Here is a 19,673-nt window from a genome sequence, read left to right as displayed (position 1 = left end):
TACTGGGTATCTCGAAGGATCATAAGGCTGGGATTGACGGATCGGAAGCTTACTTAGCGCGCGGACTTCTCAGAAATGCCGCTGGTGCCTTGACGTCGTTCGAGTTCAACCAGCACATCATCCAGCGCAACATCGCGCGCGGCAAGCATCACCAACAGGTGGTAAAGCACATCTGCCACCTCGGAGGTCAGCTTGTCCTTATCGCCTTTGACGGCTTCGATGATCGCCTCAATCGCTTCTTCCCCGAATTTCTCGGCGCATTTTTCTGGGCCCTTGGCCAGCAGTTTGGCGGTCCAGCTGGAGTCAGGGTCAGCCCCTCTGCGGGCTTCGATCGTCGCGGCAAGTTCTTGGAGAATGCTCATGTTAACCTCATCGGAATACCCGCAGCAGCCATGTGTTCCTTGGCCTCGCGGATGCTGTATTCGCCGAAATGGAAGATCGAGGCGGCCAGAACTGCGCTCGCACCACCCTCAATAACACCTTCGACCAGATGGTCGAGGGTACCAACACCGCCACTGGCGATCACTGGCACGTCCACTGCATCACTGATCGCTCGGGTCAGGGGCAGGTTGAATCCGGCCTTGGTGCCATCACGGTCCATAGACGTCAGCAGGATTTCTCCTGCACCTTTGGCTACAACCGTCTTGACGAACTCGACCGCATCGATCCCGGTAGGTTTGCGTCCGCCATGGGTGAAAATCTCCCATTTCCCCGGGCTTACGGTTTTGGCGTCGATGGCACAGACGATGCACTGACTACCAAACTGGTTCGCGGCCTCTGCGATCACATCCGGGTTGGCGACGGCGGCCGAGTTGAAGCTGACTTTATCAGCTCCCGCCAGCAGCAGGGCGCGCACGTCGTCCTTGGTGCGCACGCCTCCACCTACGGTTAGGGGTACGAAGCATTGTTCGGCAGTGCGCCGGACCACATCGAACATCGTGCCGCGGTTTTCATGCGTCGCGTGGATGTCCAGAAAACAGATCTCGTCCGCGCCTGCGGCATCATAGGCTTTGGCCGATTCCACCGGATCGCCCGCATCGCGCAGGCCCACGAAATTCACGCCTTTGACCACACGGCCATCGGCAACATCCAGACAGGGTATGATGCGGGTCTTGAGCATGAACCTTCCTTTGTTTGGCGCACCTCTACCGGCAAAGCCCCGCCGATGCCAGACTTGTGATTGTGATCTGCGGCGAAGCCATGGAAGTTAGGTGTGAAATTCAGCAAAAGGACTTCTGCGATGAAACATCTTCTTCTGGCATCAGTTTTTACAATCGGAGGCGCTTTGACCGCCATGGCTGACGATATTATCAAGATACAAACCGAAAAATCCGTGACCGAGGCGCTGGATGCACTGGAAGCCGCCGTGGGCAATGCGGGCGCAACCGTTTTTGCGCGGATTGACCATGCGGCGGGGGCCGAAAATGTGGGCACGCCGATCCCACCCAACCAGGTGTTGATTTTCGGAAACCCCGCTCTGGGCACGCCTGCCATGCTGATTGACCCTCGTGCAGGGCTGTTCCTGCCGCTGAAGGTGCAGGCCTATCAAGATGCAGAGGGTCAGGTCTGGTTGGCCTATGATGACCCGAAAGAAACGATGGACGAGTTGGACGAAGTCGAAAACTCACCCGTGGTCGAGAAAATGCGCGGAGCGCTGGCCAAACTGACTGCGGCGGCGGCTGGTTAAGCCCTAGGCGCTTGCGCGACTGACGCGTGCAAGCGCATTTCTGGCGATCAGGATGTGGAAAGGCAGGATCACAGCCAGGTACAATCGTCCGCCCAGATTGTGCCGGTGAACCCAGGTCGCCAGCGATATACGGCCATCTTCAGACAAGACCGACACACGAAAATCCAGATGACGGTCGTTGAAGCCTGCGATCACCTCGGTCTCATCGTCATGTTCAACCGGAAATATCCCGACCTTGTCGCTCGCACTCGGTCCGCTGGTGCTGAGCCCGAACGGCGCCACGAATACTCCGCGTAGCCGAACAAGCGCCATGGCCCATGCCGGAAAGCTGGTGATAATCTCTGCTGCCTGACGTGGAGACAAATCCGACGCAACACTGAAACAGTCCAGGAAATCGCCCTGTTTGATTCGTTTGTGAAGCAAGCTTCGGGCCGATAGTGCCGTGCGTTTGACAGCGGAATGGAACATCGCGCTATTCTCTGAGAGTTGTCAGAGCCTCTTTCAAATCGATCGCCCCATCATAAAGGGCGCGGCCGGAAATGGCACCATTCAAGGCTGCGCCACAATCGCGCAGGGCAAGCAGGTCTTCAATCGAAGAGACGCCGCCCGAAGCGATCACAGGGATTGAAACAGCTTTCGCCAGCGCGGCGGTTGCGTCGATATTTGGGCCTTGCATCGCCCCGTCCCGGTTGATGTCGGTGTAAATGATCGCCGCAACGCCTGCGTCCTCAAAACTGCGCGCCAAATCGGTGACCTGAACGTCCGTTTCTTCAGCCCAACCTTTGGTTGCGACCAGGCCGTTGCGTGCATCAATCCCAACGGCGACCTTGCCGGGGAAGGCTTTGGCCGCTTCGCGCACCAGATCAGGGTTTTCGACAGCGACTGTTCCCAGAATGACGCGGGCCAGCCCTTTGTCGATCCAGGTCTCGATGGTTGCCATGTCCCGGATACCACCGCCCAGCTGCGCGGGCACATCACAGGCTTTCAGGATCGCTTCGACCGGGGCGGCATTCACCGGCTCACCCGCGAAAGCGCCGTTCAGATCGACAAGGTGCAACCACTCGCACCCGGCCTCGACAAACGCACGGGCCTGAGCGGTCGGGTCCTCATTGAAAACGGTGGCTTTATCCATCTCTCCGCGCAGCAGGCGCACGGCGTTGCCGTCTTTGAGGTCGATGGCGGGGTAGAGGATCATGTCGGGCGACCTTATCTGAATGTTACATGGGCGGCATATCGCACAAGCCGGGCCGGGGATGCAACGCGACGCAAAGTCAATCTTGTCCGCTACCCGATGGCAGGCCAAACTGTCACCAAATCAGGGAGGTTACTATGAAGAAACTTGCAACATCCTTTGTCTTTGCAACCTTGGCGACCGGCGCAATGGCGGCGGACCCGGTTGATGGGCTGTGGAAAACACAGCCGGGTGACACCGGGGGGTATCTGCACGTCACCATCGGTGAATGCGGCAGCGCGATCTGTGGCACTATAGACAGTGCGTTTGATGGCAATGGCGATCAGCAATTGGATTATGAGAATCTGGGCAAGCAGATTATCTGGGACATGGTGCCCGAAGGTGGCGGAAGCTATGACAGCGGCAAGATCTGGGCCCCGGATCGGGATAAGACCTACAATTCGAAGATGACCCTGGACAGCCAGAACCAGCTGACGGTCAAAGGATGTGTCGCTGGTGGCCTGGTCTGCCGCGGGCAGACCTGGACGCGCGTTCAATAAGCTTTTACGGGGTCCAGGTCAGGAAGTTCCCGATCATGCGCAGGCCCACATCCTGGCTCTTCTCAGGGTGAAACTGCATCCCCACCATCGTGTCGCGGCCGATCACGGCCGTGACCTCTTGCCCATAGTTCACATATGCCAAACGCTGCACCGGGTCTGTGACACGGAAGTGGTAGGAGTGGACGAAGTAGGTATGATCACCGGATGCGACCCCGTTGAACACTGGGTGATCGCTTTCCAGAACCAGATTGTTCCAACCCATATGTGGCACCTTCAGTGCAGCATCTGACGGTTCAATCCGCACCACATCGCCAGCCACCCAGCCCAAACCATCGGTTTCGCTGTATTCATGGCCCTTTGAGGCCATCAGTTGCATTCCGACGCAGATGCCCAGAAACGGGCGACCTTTCTGTTCGACCGCTTCGACCATGGCGTCGTAGATACCCTTATGCCCCCGCAGCTCTGCCGCGCAGGCGGGAAAGGCTCCGTCACCAGGCAACACCAGCCGATCGGCGCGTGCAACGACATCCGCGTCCGAGGTCACCACGACCTCGCCCGCGTTCTCTTCCTGTGCCATGCGTTGAAACGCCTTCTCGGCCGAGTGCAGATTACCGCTCTCGTAGTCGATAATGGCAGTCAGCATCTACAAGGCACCTTTGGTCGATGGAATCGCATCTGCCTTGCGCGGGTCGGTTTCGACCGCATCGCGTAGCGCCCGCGCAACCGCTTTGAATGTGGCTTCGGCAATGTGATGGCTGTTAAAGCCGTGCAACTGGTCGATATGAAGGGTGATGCCCCCATGGGTGCTGAGCGCCTGAAAGAACTCACGCACCAACTCGGTGTCGAACGTGCCGATCTTCTGGGTTGGCAGGTCCACGTTCCAAACTAGGAACGGACGGCCAGACAGGTCCAGTGCACAACGCACTTGCGCATCATCCATGGGCAGGTGGCATTCACCATAGCGGCGAATCCCCTTTTTATCGCCCAAAGCCTGAGTCAGCGCCTGACCCAGCGCAATGCCGGTATCCTCGACCGTATGGTGGTCGTCGATGTGGTAGTCGCCCTTGGCCCGGATCGTCATGTCGATCAGCGAATGACGCGCCAACTGATCCAGCATGTGGTCAAAGAAACCAACACCGGTCTGGTTGTCATACTGGCCGGTCCCATCCAGATTGACCTGGACCGAAATCTCGGTCTCGGCGGTCTGACGACTGATCTTAGCGCTGCGCATGGGCGAATTCCTTTTGCTACAGGGGCGCTTATAGACGCGGACGGGCTGCCTATCCAGACCGCTTGAGGCCTTCGCTGCAAACTGTTGCAGGGGATTGCACCCGGGCGCGGCCCGTGCCAGCCTGCGCGCAACACGAACCAACAAGGCCCGGCCCATGTCCACCTGCGTTTTCATCCAGATCCGCTGTAAACCCGGCACCACTTATAAAGTGGCGGAAGAGATCGCGCTGCGCGAAATCCACTCCGAGCTCTATTCTACCAGCGGTGAATATGACCTGATGCTCAAGCTCTATATTCCCGAATCCGAAGATGTGGGCCATTTCATCAATGAAAACCTGCTGGTGATTCCCGGTATCGAACGCTCATTGACGACAATGACGTTCAAGGCGTTCTAGCCCAGCTCAAACGTCGTCACGCCGAAAATCCGGTTCAGGTCGATATCGGGTTCATGGTCCGAATACATTCGTGCGGTCTCAAAGACCTTCTCAAGTCCCAACGCATCGGCCAGCGCGAAGGCGGCGGCGTTGGGTTGGGGCATGTCGATAAACACCTCATGCGTTGCGTGATCCTCGGGGATAGTGTTGAGGACCGAGACCAGCAGCGCCTGTGCGATGTCAGGGCTGTCCGCAAACAAAGGCCCGATCTTATATCCGATCTGGCAGGGGCGCAGGGTCACGTAGCCCCTGATCGTCCCGTTTTCGATAAAGGCACGTGAGGCATGGCTAGGCGCGCGCAGCCATTCACGCACGAAAACGCTACGCGGGGCAGGGAATAGGGCCCGGTCATAGGTCAGCAAATCCTCGGATATCTCAGTCAGGACGGATATATGCGCAGTCGCTTGCGACCCAAGAGCGGCCAATATCCCGGTCTTTGTTCCGGTAAAGCGGTAGTTGTTATAGGCAAAGGTAAAGCCGGATTTGCGATAGTTGTCCTGTTGCTCGACCACACCATCCAGACCCATATTGCGCCCCTTGCAATGGGCCAGCGCGTGCTGGGCGATCTCCAGCCCATGGCCCGATCCGCGAAATTCGGGACGGACGATGTAAAAGCCCAGAAAAGAAAACGCATCGTCATAGTTCACCGCGGATACTGACGCGATCATTTCACCATCAAGAAACCCGCCCAGAAAGCCATCCGGGTCAGTAGGGCGAAAACACGCGGCATCGTGCTGACCGGGGTTCCACCCTTCGCGCCCGGCCCAGTCAACGGCGTGTTGAAGTTCTGCTGCAGTCAAGGGGCGGATGACGAAGTCAGACATGACAAATGATCCTGCAATTCATATTGTCGCCAGAATGGCGCAACGCTTTGCAAAGGACCAGCATGTTCGAGAAAGGTTGGTATCTGGAGCGGGCGAGGCGATTCGAACGCCCGACCCTAACCTTGGCAAGGTTATGCTCTACCCCTGAGCTACGCCCGCATCAGATACTTGTATGGTCCAAAGACCTCTCAATGGAGCGGGCGAGGCGATTCGAACGCCCGACCCTAACCTTGGCAAGGTTATGCTCTACCCCTGAGCTACGCCCGCGCCGTTGAGTGAGGAGGGATGTATAAAGTCCCACGCGAGGCTGCAAGCGGAAAAACACAAAATTCTGTAAAAATCTTTCGACGGAAACCGGTGTTTGGTGCGTTGAAGAACCAGAGGAATTGAGAACGAAAATGGCGGAGGTGGACAGATGGTACAGATTGCAGACCTGAAAATGGCGGCGTTTGCGGTGATGATTGTGATAGGATTTTGGATCATCAAAGCCGAGCCGGATCGCGTAGGCAATGCACATCCAGTGGGTATGGCGTCGTCCGTGGTCGAGTTCAGCGTGCTGCCGGGGTAAGCCCGGCCGAGGGACCTATAGAGCCAGTACAAGATTTGCGATAGCGCTGACCAGAATGGCAGCGAAAGTCAAAACCATTCCGATCTGCCGCAGAACAACAACCTGAGGGTTGCGGCCAAAGCCATAGGCATGCATCAGCCGTCCAGCCAGGATCAACAAACCCAACAGATTCACTAACAGACCTGGTGCGCCCTGCAACTCGACCATTGCAATCAAGAGCAGCGCAAAAGGTGCATATTCCGCGCAATTTGAGTGTGTGCGCATCGCTTTGATAAGCGCTTTGTCATCTCCATCTCCGACCGAGACCTTCCCGCTGCGGCGCGCCGAGATGACCTTTGCACTGAGCCAGACGTAAAGAATTGCGATCAATGCGGCATAGATCGGGGTAATAGTCAGCATTCTTGGGGCCTCCGTCTGGGTCATGCAAAATGGCCGCGCAGTTACCCGCGCGGCCATTCAAAGCTTAGCTGATTTTACAGCTTATTCCAGTTCCACAAGCAGGTCCTTGGCGTCAATCTGGCCGCCAGGCTGAACATGAACCGCTTTGACCACCGCATCGCGTTCGGCGTGAATGCCGGTTTCCATCTTCATGGCTTCGATGGTTAGCAGCAGATCACCTTCTTTGACCTGTTGTCCGACACTGGCCGCAACCGTTGCCACAACACCCGGCATCGGGGCACCAATATGGTTCGGATTGCCCGCTTCGGCTTTGGGTCGCGCCTGCGTGGATGACGTGACCATGCGGTTCGGCACCCGGATCACCCGAGGCTGCCCGTTGAGTTCAAAGAAGACTTTCACCTCACCCTTTTCATCGGTCTCTCCGATGGCCTGACAGCGGATTTCCAGCGTCTTGCCCGGGTCGATCTCGGCGGTGATCTCGTCACCTGGTTCCATTCCATAAAAGAAGGTGCGGGTCGGCAGGGTGCGGACGGGGCCATAGGTGCGGTGACGGCCCATATAATCCAGGAAAACCTTGGGATACATCAGGTAACCATTGAGGTCCTCGTCATCAACCTCCTTGCCCTCCAATTGCTTGGACAGTTCGGCGCGGGTGGCTTCCAGATCGACCGGAGGCACGTCCTTTCCGGGGCGTTGCGTGTTCGGTGCTTCGTCCTTCAACACTTTCTGGATGATGGTGTTCGGGAATCCACCCGGAGGCTGACCCAGATTGCCACGCATCATGTCGATGACCGAGTCTGGAAAGGCCACATCTGTGTCCGGGCTTTCCACCTCGTCCCGTGTCAGGCCTTGGCTGACCATCATCAGCGCCATGTCGCCAACCACTTTCGATGACGGTGTCACCTTGACGATATCGCCGAACATCTGGTTCACATCGGCATACATCTGGGCAACTTCATGCCAACGCTCTTCCAATCCCAAGGACCGGGCCTGTGCTTTGAGGTTGGTGAATTGACCGCCAGGCATCTCATGCAGATAGACCTCGGACGCGGGCGCCTGAAGGCTGGATTCAAAAGCGGCATATTGGCCGCGCACGGCTTCGAAGTAGTCGCTGATTTCGCGGATCGCTTTGATGTCCAGACCGGTGTCGCGGTCAGTGTGGCGCAAGGCTTCGACCACGGTGCCCAAAGTCGCCTGGCTGGTGTTGCCCGAGAAGCTGTCCATCGCGCAATCCACAGCATCCACGCCCGCCTCAGAGGCAGCCAGAATGGTGGCGCTGGCAATCCCAGCGGTGTCGTGCGTGTGGAAGTGGATCGGCAGGCCAACCTCTTCCTTCAAGGCGCGGATCAGGATCTTGGCTGAGGCGGGTTTCAGCAGGCCGGCCATGTCCTTCAAACCCAGGATATGAGCCCCAGCATCGCGCAGCTCTTTCGCCATGCCGACGTAGTATTTCAGGTCATATTTGGCCCGGTCGGGGTCGAGGATATCACCGGTGTAACACACCGTGCCTTCACAGATCTTGCCATTCTCAACCACCGCATCCATGGCGACGCGCATATTCTCGACCCAATTGAGCGAGTCGAACACACGGAACACGTCGATATTCTGTGAGGCCTGCCGGACGAATTCCTGCACCACGTTGTCGGGGTAGTTGGTATAGCCAACACCGTTCGCGCCCCGCAGCAGCATCTGGGTCATCAGGTTCGGCATCGCCTCGCGCAGATCACGCAGACGCTGCCATGGGCATTCCTGCAAAAAGCGGTAAGCCACATCGAAGGTCGCGCCGCCCCAGCATTCGACCGAGAACAGTTGCGGCAGGTTGGCCGCATAGGTCGGCGCCACCCTGATCATGTCGATCGACCGCATCCGCGTGGCCAGCAGCGACTGATGCCCGTCGCGCATGGTGGTGTCAGTGATCAGCAACTGCCGCTGCGCCTTCATCCAGTCGGCAACCGCCTGTGGTCCTTTTTGTTCCAGCAGGTTACGGGTGCCCATCTGCGGCTCACCCCGAAGTGCCGGAGGTTTGGCCTCTTTCAGGTCAGCGCGCGGCTCGGGGCGGTCCTTGGTTTCGGGGTGCCCGTTCACGGTGATATCTGCTATATAGGTCAGCACTTTTGTGCCCCGGTCGCGGCGGCGTTTGAAGGCAAACAGGTCCGGCGTCGTGTCGATAAACTTGGTGGTGTATTCGTTTGACAGGAAGGTCGGGTGTTTCAGCAGGTTGATGACAAAGTCGATATTGGTGCTGACACCGCGAATCCGGAATTCACGTAGTGCGCGATCCATCCGCGCAATCGCAGCCTCAGGAGTCGGTGCCTTCGCGGTCACTTTGGTCAGCAGCGAGTCATAGTATCGCGTGATCACCCCGCCTGCGTAAGCCGTTCCGCCATCCAGACGAATGCCCATGCCCGTGGCCGAGCGATAGGCGGTGATGCGGCCATAATCGGGGATGAAGTTGTTCTGTGGGTCTTCGGTGGTGATCCGGGTCTGCAATGCGTGGCCTGTCAAATGCACGTCGGACTGGCTGGCTGCTCCGGTGGCTTCGGCCAGCGTTTTGCCCTCGGCGATCAGGATCTGGGCCTGAACGATGTCGATACCGGTGACCTCTTCAGTAACGGTGTGTTCGACCTGAACACGCGGGTTCACTTCGATGAAGTAGAACTTGCCGGTTTCCATATCCATCAGGAACTCGACTGTACCTGCACACTCATAGTTCACATGGGCGCAGATCTTGCGGCCAAGTTCACAAATCTCTGCACGCTGGTCTTCCGACAAATACGGGGCAGGGGCGCGTTCGACGACCTTCTGGTTCCGCCGCTGGACCGAGCAGTCGCGTTCGTAAAGGTGATAAATCTCACCATGCTTGTCGCCCAGTATCTGCACCTCGACATGGCGGGCGCGGGTGATCATCTTTTCCAGATAGCCCTCGCCATTGCCAAAGGCGGCTTCGGCCTCACGGCGACCCTCCAGAACCTTCTCTTCCAACTCGTCTTCGGATTCGATCGGGCGCATGCCGCGCCCCCCACCACCCCAGGAGGCCTTGAGCATCAGGGGATAGCCGATTTCTTTGGCTTCGGCCCGGATCGCATCCATGTCATCGCCCAGAACCTCGGTTGCCGGGATCACGGGCACGCCTGCTTCGATGGCGACCCGTCGCGCGCTGGCCTTGTCCCCCAAGGCGCGCATGGTTTCCGCTTTGGGCCCGATGAACGTGATCCCGTTGTTCACACAGGCATCCACAAAGCTGGGGTTTTCCGACAACAAGCCATATCCGGGGTGGATCGCATCTGCGCCGCATTCCTTGGCGACGCGAATGATCTCATCAATCGACAGATAAGCGGCAACCGGGCCCATCCCTTCGCCAATGCGATAGGCTTCATCCGCCTTAAAGCGATGCAGACCCAGCTTATCCTCTTCTGCATAGACTGCGACTGTACGTTTGCCCATCTCATTGGCGGCGCGCATCACGCGAATGGCAATCTCGCCGCGATTGGCGATGAGGATCTTTTTGAAGTCAGTCATAGCAGGTCCCGGTGTTGATGGTTTGGGCGTGTTCTTAGCCGGACACTACGCGCAGATACATCAGTCTTTCTGGGTAGAACCGGCATGTTAACGCTCGCAAACGCCTTTTGTTTATGCGCTTTTCTTAACGTCGCTGCGATGCAGCATCAATTCTTTAATTTACTTCGGGTCAGCTGATCCAAAGAAAAGGCGCCCATCTGTCCCATGTTGGACAGCATATCTTGTTTCAGAATCTCGATCACATGGGCCGGACCTAGCGGTCCCAAGGCTGCCATCCCGTACAAAAAAGCCCGCCCCAGCATGACAAAATCCGCCCCACAGGCCAGCGCGCGCAGGATGTCCAGGCCACCTTCGATGCCACTGTCAAAGATCAGGGGCAGGTTGGTTGCCGAACGCAGCTCTGGCAAGACGTCGATACTGGCGGGGGCCGCATCGAACTGGCGTCCGCCGTGGTTTGACACCCACAGCGCATCAACGCCCTCGCGCTCCAAAGGTTCGGCGTCTTCGGCACGCATCACACCTTTGATGATCAATGGCCCGTCCCAGTGATCGCGCAGCCAATTAACATAGTCCATGTCTGGCGAAGTGCGCAGCAGGTACCCCACATGGGCGGTTGGCGGCAGGTTCTGTCCGCTGTCGATATACTTGTCCAGCGTGCGCATTCTGGGCGACCCCTGCCGCAACATCCCTAACGCCCAGGCCGGTCGCATCGCGATCTGTGCCAACAGTCGTGGCGTCAGCCTTGGGGGTTGGGTAAGGCCCGAGCGTGTTTGACGTTCACGCCGCGAGGCCACTGGAACATCAACGGTCAGCACCAAAGTCGTAAAACCCGCGTTTCGTGCGCGCGATAGCAAATCGGCGCGTATCCCAGGGTCTTTGGGCGGATAGAGTTGGAACCATGCATTGTCGCCAATACTGGGTGCCAGATCTTCGGGGCTTTGTGCCGCGACCGTAGAGAGCGTGTAGGGCAGGCGGGCCTTGGCGGCGGCGCGGGCCAACAGACCTTCGGCATCCGGCCAGACCAGTCCGGACATGCCGATCGGGGCAATACCAAATGGCATCGGGTAGTTCTGGCCCAAAAACTGTGTGCGGGTGTCAAAATCTCTCTCACCACGCAGGATTGCGGGATAAAGGACCACGCGATCCAACGCATCCCGGTTGCGCTGCAGGGCGGTTTCCATCCCTGTTCCGCTTTCTACGTAGTCCCAGACAAAGCGCGGCAACCGCCGCCGCGCACGTTGCTTCAGGTCCGAAGTACCAGGGTAAGTGCTATGCAAATCCATGCGGATTGATCCGCCTTGTGCTGCGATTCGGCAAGCATCTGAGGTTGTTCTACGGGTCTGACTCTACTTTCAGGTGGGGTTCGTGCGTGATTTGTGGGTATTCGGCCTCAAAAAAAATGAGTGAACAAGCCGTGAACAAACTCTTCCCCTCGGCACGCAACCCGCGTAGTTTAGGGGTATGAGCAGTTACGACGAAATGGACGCCTTCGAGGGCGCATCGCTTTCGGCGCGGGCGATGCCTGCAGCCTCGGCAGAGTATCTTAATGATCTCAACCCGGCGCAGCGCGAAGCGGTTGAACATCTGGACGGGCCGGTTTTGATGCTGGCTGGGGCTGGAACGGGCAAAACCAAGGCTCTGACGGCGCGGATCACCCATCTGCTCAGAACCCACCAGGTGCGCGAAAACGAAATTCTGGCGGTGACCTTCACCAACAAAGCTGCGCGCGAGATGAAAGAGCGTGTTGGGCGTATGCTGGGTCGGCCCGCCGAGGGTATGCCGTGGCTTGGCACCTTCCACGCGATCTGCGTCAAGCTTTTGCGGCGTCACGCAGAGCTTGCCGATCTGAAATCGAACTTCACCATTCTGGACAGTGACGATCAGTTGCGTTTGCTCAAACAGTTGGTGCAGGCGGCCAATATCGACGACAAGCGCTGGCCCGCGCGTATGCTCGCCGGCATCATCGATGACTGGAAGAACCGTGCGCTAACACCTGACAAAGTGCCCGCTGCGGATGCGGGGGCGTATAATAACAAGGGCATTGAGCTTTATGCTCAATACCAGACCCGATTGCGCGAGCTGAACGCTGTGGATTTCGGCGACCTGCTTTTGCACATGGTCACGATCTTCCAGACCCATTCGGACGTGCTGGAACAATATCAACGCTGGTTCCGCTACATCTTGGTGGATGAGTATCAGGATACCAACGTCGCCCAATACCTCTGGCTGCGTCTGTTGGCTGGGGGGCACAAGAACATTTGCTGCGTGGGCGATGATGACCAGTCGATCTACGGATGGCGCGGGGCCGAAGTGGGCAACATCCTGCGGTTCGAGAAGGACTTCCCCGGCGCTTTTGTGGTGCGGCTGGAACAGAACTACCGTTCCACACTGCATATCTTGGAATCGGCGACCAATGTAATTGCTGGAAATGCGGATCGGCTTGGCAAAGAGCTTTGGACAGACGCCGAGAAAGATGGTCACAAAGTTCGGTTGATTGGTCATTGGGATGGTGAAGAAGAGGCGCGTTGGATCGGAGAGAAGATTGATGACCTTGTTAGCGGTAGGGCAATCGAAGCACAGAACAGGTTTAATCCTAGGCTAAGAAGCTTCGAGCAGGAGTTGGATCGACGAGCAAAGGCAGGGCTGGGTCCAATTGACAAGCACACATACATCAAAGAGGCGTTTGAAACGGGTGCTGTTTATATCGATATCAAGACCCAGAATCTCGTAGTTGAGCTGCTATCTGGGGATGAAAAGTCATCCAATATGCTTCGGTCTGTTTTGGTGAGTCGATCGAAAAAGTTCAGTCTCGACGAGATCGCCATTCTGGTCCGCGCCTCTCACCAGATGCGCGCGTTTGAGGATCGGTTCTTGACCATCGGTCTGCCTTACAAGGTGATCGGCGGGCCGCGTTTCTATGAGCGGATGGAGATTCGCGATGCTATGGCCTATTTCCGGCTGGTGGTCAGCCCTGAGGATGACCTGGCGTTTGAGCGGATCGTGAACACACCCAAACGCGGTTTGGGAGACAAGGCACAGCAGACGATTCAGGTGGCGGCGCGTGAGAACGGGGTGTCTCTGGTCGAAGGCGCACGGCTTGCGGTCGAAAATGGCCTGATCAAAGGCAAGGGCGGCACGGCGCTGCGCGAACTGATCGACGGTCTGGCGCGCTGGAATACGATGACACGGGGCCCGCGGATTGAGGTCGATGATGACTCGGTCATCGACGATGGCGTGTCGCCGATCCGCTATGGCGCGCCCGAGCATACGCATATCGAGCTGGCGCAGATCATCTTGGACGAGTCCGGCTATACCGGTCACTGGCAGAACGAAAAAACACCCGAAGCGCCGGGGCGGCTGGAAAACCTCAAGGAACTGGTCAACCAGTTGGACAATTTCGAGAACCTGCAAGGGTTTCTGGAACATGTCAGTCTGGTCATGGACAACGAGCAGGATTCCGATGGGGCCAAGGTTTCCATCATGACGCTGCACGCAGCCAAAGGGCTGGAGTTTCCCGCCGTGTTCCTGCCGGGGTGGGAGGATGGTCTGTTCCCCTCGCAACGGTCGATGGACGAATCCGGGCTTAAGGGACTCGAAGAAGAACGGCGCTTGGCTTACGTGGGTATCACCCGTGCGGAAGAGGTCTGCACGATATCCTTTGCGGCCAATCGGCGGGTGTTTGGGCAGTGGCAGAACTCCTTGCCCTCGCGATTCATTGACGAATTGCCCGAGGATCATGTGGAGGTGCTGACACCTCCGGGGTTGTATGGCGGCGGGCAGGTCTCGGCGGGTATTGAAACCCGCGCAGCCGAGGCGAATGTGTACAACTCGCCGGGCTGGAAGCGGATGCAGGCGCGGCAGGGGCAATATGGGATGTCGCAACCCAAAGAAAGCCGCAATACGGTGATCGATGCAACGGCAGTGGCTAGTTTCACCTTGGGTGAGCGCGTCTTTCATCAGAAATTCGGCTATGGCGGGGTGGTTGGTATCGAGGGTGACAAGGTTGAGGTCGAATTCGACAAGGCGGGGACCAAGAAAGTTGTCTCTCGGTTTCTGACGACCAAGGACGACGTGCCGTTTTGATCTTTTGCGAGGCTCTGCCTCGCGCTCCGAGGTATTTTTGAACAGAAGAAGGTGGGGGCGTTCGCGCCCCTTTTTGCTGTTTGCAAAGTAAAAACGGCGGTTCCCAGGGAGGAGGGAACCGCCGTTCTTTGCAACATCAGGGCAGGGAGGAGGAGAGCCCTGATGTATCAGCACCCGGGTTTGAACCCGGTATGAGGAAGACGCGGCGACGTCAGGGAGGAGGTAGACGTCACCGCGCGCTTTCAACATCAGAGCAGGGAGGAGGAGAGCCCTGATGTATCAGTTTCCGGCTATTTGGGCCGGTATAAGGCGCGGCAGCATCAGGGAGGAGGTAGATGCTGCCGCTGATTACAGACCCTAAAGGGAGGAGGAAGGGCCTGATCTCGGTTGTTCTGGGCGCTTAGCGCGCTGTGTGTTCGTCGGCGGCTTGCTTGGCCAGACGTCGGATCATCGAGCGATGCAGGCCGAGATCGGCGAGTTCCCGATCCGAGAGGTTGGACAGCTCATTGACTGTCTGACGATACATCCGGTAGCTGGCGAAGCGGGTTTTGGCGGCTTCGATCCATGCGTTCAGCCCGTTGCTGTGTGCGCCTTTCAGCGCGGAAGTGTTGGTTGCGACTGCCATGTGCTCACTCGCTTTCATCTCTCTGTGCTGGTCATTTCCAGCGTTTGCTTGAGACTGAAGATAAGCCAATGCTGCAATTGCACAATAGGTAGCGATAACAATGCTGCTATGCAGCAAATGCATAGATATCAAAAACTTGATGCCCTGCACCTCGATTGCCCCTAAAAACATGAGTTCTGGGCAGATCATTTGCAAAATCGTTACATTGAAAAAAAATTGATGCACGATCTGAGTGCGCGATGTTTGAGCGACAAATCACAAAATTTAGGCGTTCACGGACCGGGTATCGAACGGTGTTGGGGTCCTTTGGAGGCGTCCTATGACCTTGCTGGGAATTCGTGGGATGCGGTGAACTCGGGCGATATCTCTGAGTTTTTTGAGAGGTGATTCGACTTCACGAGCAAGAAAATCGGTTAAAACACCCGGTTCTCTGAAAAAATCTGAGAATGTATGGGAAATCATGGGGTCAAATGGGTCGACGAGATTTGCATACATATAGTGCCTTGCTTGACGAAAGGCACTACAGGAGGTGCCTGAGGTTTGCTACAGAAAGATTTGAGGGCCATTGTTTGGCCACTGAGCTGGTATCGGGCCTAAATTTCCTGTTGATTTCCATGAATTCCCATGGCATCCCTATATGCATCCGATGAGGACGAGGCAGCAGGGGCACAAAACGACCCCAAACCAAATAACAAACAGGTTTCATACAGGCACTTCGCTTTCATCACTCTGAAGATCCGGCGCGCGAGCGAGCAGACATCCCCCCAGGTGGCGCGCGCAGCTGGACATCCCGCACAGCGGGTCAATGCGGCGGGTTGATCAGTGGCAGCAGATCAACTCGCCGTTTTTCATCCGGGGGACGTGAATTTTGAGGTGGGGCGCAAGCGAAAGGGACAGTCGTCTTGGCGCGCAGGTTTAGAGGTGAAAGCCACCATAAGGTGGACACGAAGGGCAGGGTGTCGATCCCGGCTTCGTTTCGCCGTGTGCTTGAAGCTTCTGATCCCAACTGGCAGCCCGGTGATACTCCTGAGCTTGTGATTGTCTATGGCGACCACCGTCGCAAATACCTTGAATGCTATACGATGCAGGCGATTGATGAGGTCGATGACAAGATCGATGCCTTGCCGCGCGGCTCGATGGAGCGGCGGATGCTGCAACGTATGTTCCACGGTCAGTCCTTCCCTACGACCGTAGATGAGACCGGACGTCTGGTCCTGCCCGCCAAGCTGCGCAACAAAATCGACCTTGGAAATGAGGCATTCTTTATTGCTGCCGGTGACACCTTCCAGATCTGGAAGCCCGAAACCTATGAGGTCGAAGAACTGGCCAAGACCGAAGAGTGGATGGACGATCTGCCAGATGATTTCGACCCGATGGTCTATCTCGATGGCGTTGGGGACGCGTAACGGCATGTCCGGCGCGGTCTCCTCATCTTCGAACCCACATATTCCTGTCCTGCTACGCCCTTTGCTGGCGGCGGTGTCTCCGGTGTCGGGTGTATGGTTGGACGGAACCTTCGGCGCAGGCGGCTATACGCGGGGTCTGCTTGAGGCCGGCGCCGACAAGGTGATCGGCGTGGACCGCGATCCGCTTGCGTTTGAGATGGCAGCAGATTGGGCGCGTGACTATGGTGACCGGCTGGTGATGCAGCCGGGTGTGTTTTCGCGGTTGGATGAATATGCGAAGGATTTGGAAGGAGTCGTTCTGGATCTTGGCGTGTCGTCGATGCAATTGGATCAGGCCAAGCGCGGGTTCTCGTTCATGAAAGACGGGCCGCTTGATATGCGCATGAGCCAAGAGGGCGAAAGCGCTGCTGATCTGGTGAACGGCGCAACCGAAGCTCAACTGGCCGATATTTTGTTCCATTTTGGCGAAGAACGGGCCAGTCGGCGTATTGCCAAAGCGATCATCAAAGCACGGACTGAGGCACCGATCACAACGACGTTGCGATTGGTCGAGATCATCGAATCTTGCCTGCCGCGTCCGAAACCCGGTCAATCTCACCCGGCGACGCGCAGTTTTCAGGGGCTGCGGATTGCTGTGAATGCCGAATATGAGGAGCTATTTCAAGGGCTTATGGCGGCTGAACGGGCCTTGAAACCTGGCGGACAATTGGCCGTTGTGACCTTTCATTCCATCGAGGATCGGATGGTTAAGCGGTTCCTCCAATCGCGCGCGGGCAAGACCGGTCGGGCCAATCGCTATGCGCCCGAAATCGAACAGGAACTGCCGCAATTTACCCTGAAGACCCGCAAGGCCGTGGGGCCGGATGAGCAGGAGTTGCAGGAAAATCCACGCGCGCGTTCTGCCAAGCTGCGCGTTGCGGTTCGGACAGAGGCTCCGGCAGGGGAAATCGATGCGCGGGCCATTGGCATGCCGCAGCTGGGGGAGAAGGCAAGATGAAGAGTATTCTGTATGTGTTGACTGCCATGTCGGTGTTTGGTTTGGCGCTTTGGGCGTATCAAGAGAACTATCGCACCCAGCAGGTTTTGAAGGAAACTCAGTCACTGCAACGCGAAATTGGTACGGCGCAGGTGAGGCTGGCGGTTCTAAACGCCGAATGGGCTTATCTCAACCGACCGGATCGGTTGCGTGAACTTGCCGATCTGAACTTCGAACGTCTGGGCCTGCTGCCCTTGCGGTCTGAACAGTTCGGGCGTGCAGATCAGATCGCCTATGCCGAGGATCCTGATCTGCCAATTGTTGATCCGATTGAATTGCAGGCCATTACGGATCTGCAGGCTCTGGGCGAGGTTCAGCTGCCATGACACGTACCCCACTTCGCCCACTGGCCCGTGTTCTTGAAGCGCGCGCGAAAGGGGAGAACCCCAAGGTCATCGAGCGCGAGAATATCCGGCAACGCCACGAGCAGATGAAAGATCGCGCGCGTGCCCGCGCTGAGGGGCGTTTGCTTGTGCTGGGCCTGTTCTTTTTCTGCGCGTTTTCGGTTGTTGGGGTCCGTATGGGCATGCTTGCGACCTCTGAAGCGCAAGAGCCGCTGGCGAGCGCGCCTGGGGCTTCGATTGCTATGCAACGTGCCAATATTGTGGATCGTGAAGGCCGTATTCTGGCGACCAATCTGGACACCTATTCCGTCTATGCCCAGCCGCCGTTGATGATCGACCCAATTGCGGCGGCAGACCAGTTGGTAGCGATCTTCCCCGATCTGGAAAAAGAACTTCTGGTCAAGGACTTCACTGGCAATCGCAAGTTCCTGTGGATCAAGAAGCGCATCTCACCTGAGCAGAAACAGGCTGTTCACGATATCGGCGATCCGGGCATTCTGTTTGGCCCGCGCGAAATGCGCCTGTACCCCAATGGCAAACTGGCTGCGCATATTCTGGGGGGGTCCGGTTTTGGACGTGAGGGCGTAAGTGCCGCCGAAGTGATTGGCGTCGCTGGCGTCGAAAAGAAGTTTGATAACTATCTGCGCGACCCGGCCAATGGTAACAAACCGCTACAACTGTCACTGGACCTGACCATTCAAGCCGCAGTTGAGCAAGTTTTGTATGGCGGCATGAAGATTATGAATGCCAAAGGGGCCTCGGCGGTTCTGATGGATGCGCATACGGGCGAGGTGATCTCAGCCGCGTCTCTGCCTTCGTTCGATCCCAATGATCGCCCGCGCCCGCCGACCTCGGGTTTTGATCCCTCCGACAGCCCGTTGTTCAACCGCTATGTGCAGGGCGTGTACGAGCTGGGCTCGGTGTTCAAGATTTTCACCGCAGCACAGGCGGTGCAGCTTGGGTTGGTGAATTCTGAGACTATCATCGATACTTCAGGCCCAATGAAGATCGGTCGTTTTCCGATTGGTGAGTTCAACGGCAAGAACTACGGCAAGATCAGCGTGGCTGATGTGATCGTCCACAGTTCGAACCGGGGAACCGGCCGGCTGGCCCTGCAGATCGGGGCCAAAAGACAGCAGGAGTTTCTGGAAACGCTGGGCATGTTCGAACCAACACCGTTCGAGATTGTCGAGGCCTCCGGGGGCGCGCCGCTTAAGCCCAAGAAATGGGGTGAGTTGAGCACGGTGACCATTTCCTATGGCCACGGCCTATCGACCAGCCCGATGCATCTGGCAGCGGGCTATGCGGCGATTGCCAATGGTGGCCACTATGTCAGCCCAACGATCCTGAAGAAAAACGGCCCTCAATACGGCCCGCGTGTCTTAACGGACAGTGCTGCTTCGCAGGCGCAGAAGATGCTGCGCAAGGTGGTGACCAACGGCACTGCCAGCTTTGGTGATGTCAAAGGCTACGATGTGGCGGGTAAAACCGGAACGGCAGACAAGCCAATGCCGCGCGGCGGCTACTATGATGACAAGGTTATCGCGACCTTCGCCACGATCTTTCCGGCGTACGATCCGAAATACGTGCTGATTGTTACGCTGGATGAACCGTCGATTGTGGCCTATGGCGAAAAGCGCCGGACAGCGGGGTGGACGGCTGTCCCTGTAGCGGCAGAGTTGATCGGACGTGTGGCGCCACTGTTGGGCTTGCGTCCGCGTCTTGAGCCCGAGGCGGGCGCTGCTATAACCCTAACCTCGAATTAGGGTGCCAGAGAACAGGTGGGT

20 protein-coding genes and 2 tRNA genes are annotated in these 19,673 nt (G+C 57.4%); 9 read left to right on the top strand and 13 right to left on the bottom strand.

Features of this window, described 5'->3' with window-relative positions; all coding sequences use genetic code 11:
• Nucleotides 1-53: 53 nt before the first annotated feature.
• Together ACR0KG_RS14895 and hisF are read right to left on the bottom strand one after the other, a co-directional pair.
• Nucleotides 54-362 carry a phosphoribosyl-ATP diphosphatase gene (locus ACR0KG_RS14895; protein ID WP_480827704.1) on the bottom strand — a complete coding sequence of 103 codons (309 nt, stop codon included), beginning with the start codon at nucleotides 360-362 and terminating at the stop codon, nucleotides 54-56.
• Nucleotides 359-1,120: an imidazole glycerol phosphate synthase subunit HisF gene (hisF, locus tag ACR0KG_RS14890; protein ID WP_480827703.1), complete on the bottom strand. Its 762-nt coding sequence runs from the start codon at nucleotides 1,118-1,120 to the stop codon at nucleotides 359-361. Before hisF ends, ACR0KG_RS14895 begins: the two co-directional genes overlap by 4 nt.
• 120 nt (nucleotides 1,121-1,240) lie before the next feature.
• Between hisF and ACR0KG_RS14885 the strand changes: the two genes are divergently transcribed.
• Complete coding sequence (locus ACR0KG_RS14885; RefSeq protein ID WP_480827702.1) at nucleotides 1,241-1,687, top strand: DUF302 domain-containing protein; 447 nt, start codon at nucleotides 1,241-1,243, stop codon at nucleotides 1,685-1,687.
• A 3-nt stretch (nucleotides 1,688-1,690) separates the two neighbouring features.
• On the opposite strand, the gene ACR0KG_RS14880 is transcribed toward ACR0KG_RS14885, so the two are convergent.
• On the bottom strand, nucleotides 1,691-2,155 hold the full coding sequence (locus ACR0KG_RS14880; RefSeq protein ID WP_480827701.1) for a DUF2867 domain-containing protein: 465 nt from the start codon (nucleotides 2,153-2,155) through the stop codon (nucleotides 1,691-1,693).
• Nucleotides 2,156-2,159: 4 nt separating this feature from the next.
• The gene (gene hisA / locus ACR0KG_RS14875; protein WP_480498937.1) at nucleotides 2,160-2,882 is read right to left on the bottom strand and encodes a 1-(5-phosphoribosyl)-5-[(5-phosphoribosylamino)methylideneamino]imidazole-4-carboxamide isomerase; all 723 of its coding nucleotides are present in this window, start codon (nucleotides 2,880-2,882) and stop codon (nucleotides 2,160-2,162) included.
• A 134-nt stretch (nucleotides 2,883-3,016) separates the two neighbouring features.
• On the opposite strand from hisA, the gene ACR0KG_RS14870 reads away from it, so the two are divergent.
• On the top strand, nucleotides 3,017-3,418 hold the full coding sequence (locus ACR0KG_RS14870; RefSeq protein WP_480827700.1) for a DUF2147 domain-containing protein: 402 nt from the start codon (nucleotides 3,017-3,019) through the stop codon (nucleotides 3,416-3,418).
• A 4-nt stretch (nucleotides 3,419-3,422) separates the two neighbouring features.
• Here ACR0KG_RS14870 and hisH read toward each other — a convergent pair whose 3' ends face one another.
• Complete coding sequence (gene hisH / locus ACR0KG_RS14865; protein WP_480540643.1) at nucleotides 3,423-4,061, bottom strand: imidazole glycerol phosphate synthase subunit HisH; 639 nt, start codon at nucleotides 4,059-4,061, stop codon at nucleotides 3,423-3,425.
• Nucleotides 4,062-4,649: an imidazoleglycerol-phosphate dehydratase HisB gene (gene hisB, locus ACR0KG_RS14860; RefSeq protein ID WP_480547631.1), complete on the bottom strand. Its 588-nt coding sequence runs from the start codon at nucleotides 4,647-4,649 to the stop codon at nucleotides 4,062-4,064.
• 154 nt (nucleotides 4,650-4,803) lie between these two features.
• Between hisB and ACR0KG_RS14855 the strand changes: the two genes are divergently transcribed.
• A complete protein-coding gene (locus ACR0KG_RS14855; protein WP_170532103.1) occupies nucleotides 4,804-5,043 on the top strand; it encodes an Lrp/AsnC family transcriptional regulator in 240 nt (79 codons plus the stop codon).
• Here ACR0KG_RS14855 and ACR0KG_RS14850 read toward each other — a convergent pair.
• The 3 genes from ACR0KG_RS14850 to ACR0KG_RS14840 form a co-directional block, all read right to left on the bottom strand.
• Nucleotides 5,040-5,906, bottom strand: coding sequence for a GNAT family N-acetyltransferase (locus ACR0KG_RS14850; protein ID WP_480547633.1), 867 nt, complete (start codon nucleotides 5,904-5,906; stop codon nucleotides 5,040-5,042). The two genes, ACR0KG_RS14855 and ACR0KG_RS14850, sit on opposite strands and share 4 nt — an antisense overlap.
• A gap of 84 nt (nucleotides 5,907-5,990) precedes the next feature.
• Nucleotides 5,991-6,065, bottom strand: a tRNA-Gly gene (locus ACR0KG_RS14845).
• 33 nt (nucleotides 6,066-6,098) lie between these two features.
• Nucleotides 6,099-6,173, bottom strand: a tRNA-Gly gene (locus tag ACR0KG_RS14840).
• A 148-nt stretch (nucleotides 6,174-6,321) separates the two neighbouring features.
• On the opposite strand from ACR0KG_RS14840, the gene ACR0KG_RS14835 reads away from it, so the two are divergent.
• Nucleotides 6,322-6,474 carry a hypothetical protein gene (locus ACR0KG_RS14835; RefSeq protein WP_480547635.1) on the top strand — a complete coding sequence of 51 codons (153 nt, stop codon included), beginning with the start codon at nucleotides 6,322-6,324 and terminating at the stop codon, nucleotides 6,472-6,474.
• 15 nt (nucleotides 6,475-6,489) lie between these two features.
• Here ACR0KG_RS14835 and ACR0KG_RS14830 read toward each other — a convergent pair whose 3' ends face one another.
• The 3 genes from ACR0KG_RS14830 to ACR0KG_RS14820 all read right to left on the bottom strand — a co-directional run bounded on the left by ACR0KG_RS14830 (nucleotide 6,490) and on the right by ACR0KG_RS14820 (nucleotide 11,675).
• Nucleotides 6,490-6,873, bottom strand: a complete 384-nt coding sequence (locus ACR0KG_RS14830; RefSeq protein ID WP_480547637.1) for an MAPEG family protein — start codon at nucleotides 6,871-6,873, stop codon at nucleotides 6,490-6,492.
• Nucleotides 6,874-6,954: 81 nt separating this feature from the next.
• Nucleotides 6,955-10,392 (bottom strand): pyruvate carboxylase, encoded by a 3,438-nt coding sequence (locus tag ACR0KG_RS14825; RefSeq protein WP_480827699.1) that lies wholly within the window; start codon nucleotides 10,390-10,392, stop codon nucleotides 6,955-6,957.
• Nucleotides 10,393-10,538: 146 nt separating this feature from the next.
• Entirely contained in the window at nucleotides 10,539-11,675 is a 1,137-nt protein-coding gene (locus ACR0KG_RS14820) for an alpha-hydroxy acid oxidase (protein WP_480827698.1), read from the bottom strand.
• Between the two features lie 178 nt (nucleotides 11,676-11,853).
• Here ACR0KG_RS14820 and ACR0KG_RS14815 point away from each other — a divergent pair, with 178 nt between their 5' ends.
• The gene (locus ACR0KG_RS14815) at nucleotides 11,854-14,475 is read left to right on the top strand and encodes an ATP-dependent helicase (RefSeq protein ID WP_480827697.1); all 2,622 of its coding nucleotides are present in this window, start codon (nucleotides 11,854-11,856) and stop codon (nucleotides 14,473-14,475) included.
• Nucleotides 14,476-14,875: 400 nt separating this feature from the next.
• Here ACR0KG_RS14815 and ACR0KG_RS14810 read toward each other — a convergent pair whose 3' ends face one another.
• The gene (locus tag ACR0KG_RS14810) at nucleotides 14,876-15,325 is read right to left on the bottom strand and encodes a DUF1127 domain-containing protein (RefSeq protein ID WP_480547645.1); all 450 of its coding nucleotides are present in this window, start codon (nucleotides 15,323-15,325) and stop codon (nucleotides 14,876-14,878) included.
• Between the two features lie 677 nt (nucleotides 15,326-16,002).
• On the opposite strand from ACR0KG_RS14810, the gene mraZ reads away from it, so the two are divergent.
• The 4 genes from mraZ to ACR0KG_RS14790 are packed head-to-tail and all read left to right on the top strand — an operon-like array spanning nucleotide 16,003 to nucleotide 19,652.
• Nucleotides 16,003-16,506, top strand: a complete 504-nt coding sequence (mraZ, locus tag ACR0KG_RS14805) for a division/cell wall cluster transcriptional repressor MraZ (RefSeq protein WP_170532118.1) — start codon at nucleotides 16,003-16,005, stop codon at nucleotides 16,504-16,506.
• 4 nt (nucleotides 16,507-16,510) lie between these two features.
• Nucleotides 16,511-17,503 (top strand): 16S rRNA (cytosine(1402)-N(4))-methyltransferase RsmH, encoded by a 993-nt coding sequence (gene rsmH / locus ACR0KG_RS14800; protein ID WP_480827851.1) that lies wholly within the window; start codon nucleotides 16,511-16,513, stop codon nucleotides 17,501-17,503.
• On the top strand, nucleotides 17,500-17,868 hold the full coding sequence (gene ftsL, locus ACR0KG_RS14795) for a cell division protein FtsL (RefSeq protein WP_480540662.1): 369 nt from the start codon (nucleotides 17,500-17,502) through the stop codon (nucleotides 17,866-17,868). The genes rsmH and ftsL overlap by 4 nt, the downstream gene beginning before the upstream one ends.
• Nucleotides 17,865-19,652 carry a peptidoglycan D,D-transpeptidase FtsI family protein gene (locus ACR0KG_RS14790; protein ID WP_480827696.1) on the top strand — a complete coding sequence of 596 codons (1,788 nt, stop codon included), beginning with the start codon at nucleotides 17,865-17,867 and terminating at the stop codon, nucleotides 19,650-19,652. Before ftsL ends, ACR0KG_RS14790 begins: the two co-directional genes overlap by 4 nt.
• Nucleotides 19,653-19,673: the final 21 nt, after the last annotated feature.

This window comes from Ruegeria sp. H4 (assembly GCF_056533065.1).
Note: the sequence above shows the minus strand (reverse complement) of the source record. Positions and strands in the feature narration are given on the sequence as shown.

What these genes read in the sequence shown, in the direction of transcription:
- ACR0KG_RS14895 (WP_480827704.1), bottom strand. Translation starts at nt 362, where the DNA reads ATGAGCATTCTCCAAGAACTTGCCGCGACGATCGAAGCCCGCAGAGGG.
- hisF (WP_480827703.1), bottom strand. Translation starts at nt 1,120, where the DNA reads ATGCTCAAGACCCGCATCATACCCTGTCTGGATGTTGCCGATGGCCGT.
- ACR0KG_RS14885 (WP_480827702.1), top strand. Translation starts at nt 1,241, where the DNA reads ATGAAACATCTTCTTCTGGCATCAGTTTTTACAATCGGAGGCGCTTTG.
- ACR0KG_RS14880 (WP_480827701.1), bottom strand. Translation starts at nt 2,155, where the DNA reads ATGTTCCATTCCGCTGTCAAACGCACGGCACTATCGGCCCGAAGCTTG.
- hisA (WP_480498937.1), bottom strand. Translation starts at nt 2,882, where the DNA reads ATGATCCTCTACCCCGCCATCGACCTCAAAGACGGCAACGCCGTGCGC.
- ACR0KG_RS14870 (WP_480827700.1), top strand. Translation starts at nt 3,017, where the DNA reads ATGAAGAAACTTGCAACATCCTTTGTCTTTGCAACCTTGGCGACCGGC.
- hisH (WP_480540643.1), bottom strand. Translation starts at nt 4,061, where the DNA reads ATGCTGACTGCCATTATCGACTACGAGAGCGGTAATCTGCACTCGGCC.
- hisB (WP_480547631.1), bottom strand. Translation starts at nt 4,649, where the DNA reads ATGCGCAGCGCTAAGATCAGTCGTCAGACCGCCGAGACCGAGATTTCG.
- ACR0KG_RS14855 (WP_170532103.1), top strand. Translation starts at nt 4,804, where the DNA reads ATGTCCACCTGCGTTTTCATCCAGATCCGCTGTAAACCCGGCACCACT.
- ACR0KG_RS14850 (WP_480547633.1), bottom strand. Translation starts at nt 5,906, where the DNA reads ATGTCTGACTTCGTCATCCGCCCCTTGACTGCAGCAGAACTTCAACAC.
- ACR0KG_RS14835 (WP_480547635.1), top strand. Translation starts at nt 6,322, where the DNA reads ATGGTACAGATTGCAGACCTGAAAATGGCGGCGTTTGCGGTGATGATT.
- ACR0KG_RS14830 (WP_480547637.1), bottom strand. Translation starts at nt 6,873, where the DNA reads ATGCTGACTATTACCCCGATCTATGCCGCATTGATCGCAATTCTTTAC.
- ACR0KG_RS14825 (WP_480827699.1), bottom strand. Translation starts at nt 10,392, where the DNA reads ATGACTGACTTCAAAAAGATCCTCATCGCCAATCGCGGCGAGATTGCC.
- ACR0KG_RS14820 (WP_480827698.1), bottom strand. Translation starts at nt 11,675, where the DNA reads ATGGATTTGCATAGCACTTACCCTGGTACTTCGGACCTGAAGCAACGT.
- ACR0KG_RS14815 (WP_480827697.1), top strand. Translation starts at nt 11,854, where the DNA reads ATGAGCAGTTACGACGAAATGGACGCCTTCGAGGGCGCATCGCTTTCG.
- rsmH (WP_480827851.1), top strand. Translation starts at nt 16,511, where the DNA reads ATGTCCGGCGCGGTCTCCTCATCTTCGAACCCACATATTCCTGTCCTG.
- ftsL (WP_480540662.1), top strand. Translation starts at nt 17,500, where the DNA reads ATGAAGAGTATTCTGTATGTGTTGACTGCCATGTCGGTGTTTGGTTTG.
- ACR0KG_RS14790 (WP_480827696.1), top strand. Translation starts at nt 17,865, where the DNA reads ATGACACGTACCCCACTTCGCCCACTGGCCCGTGTTCTTGAAGCGCGC.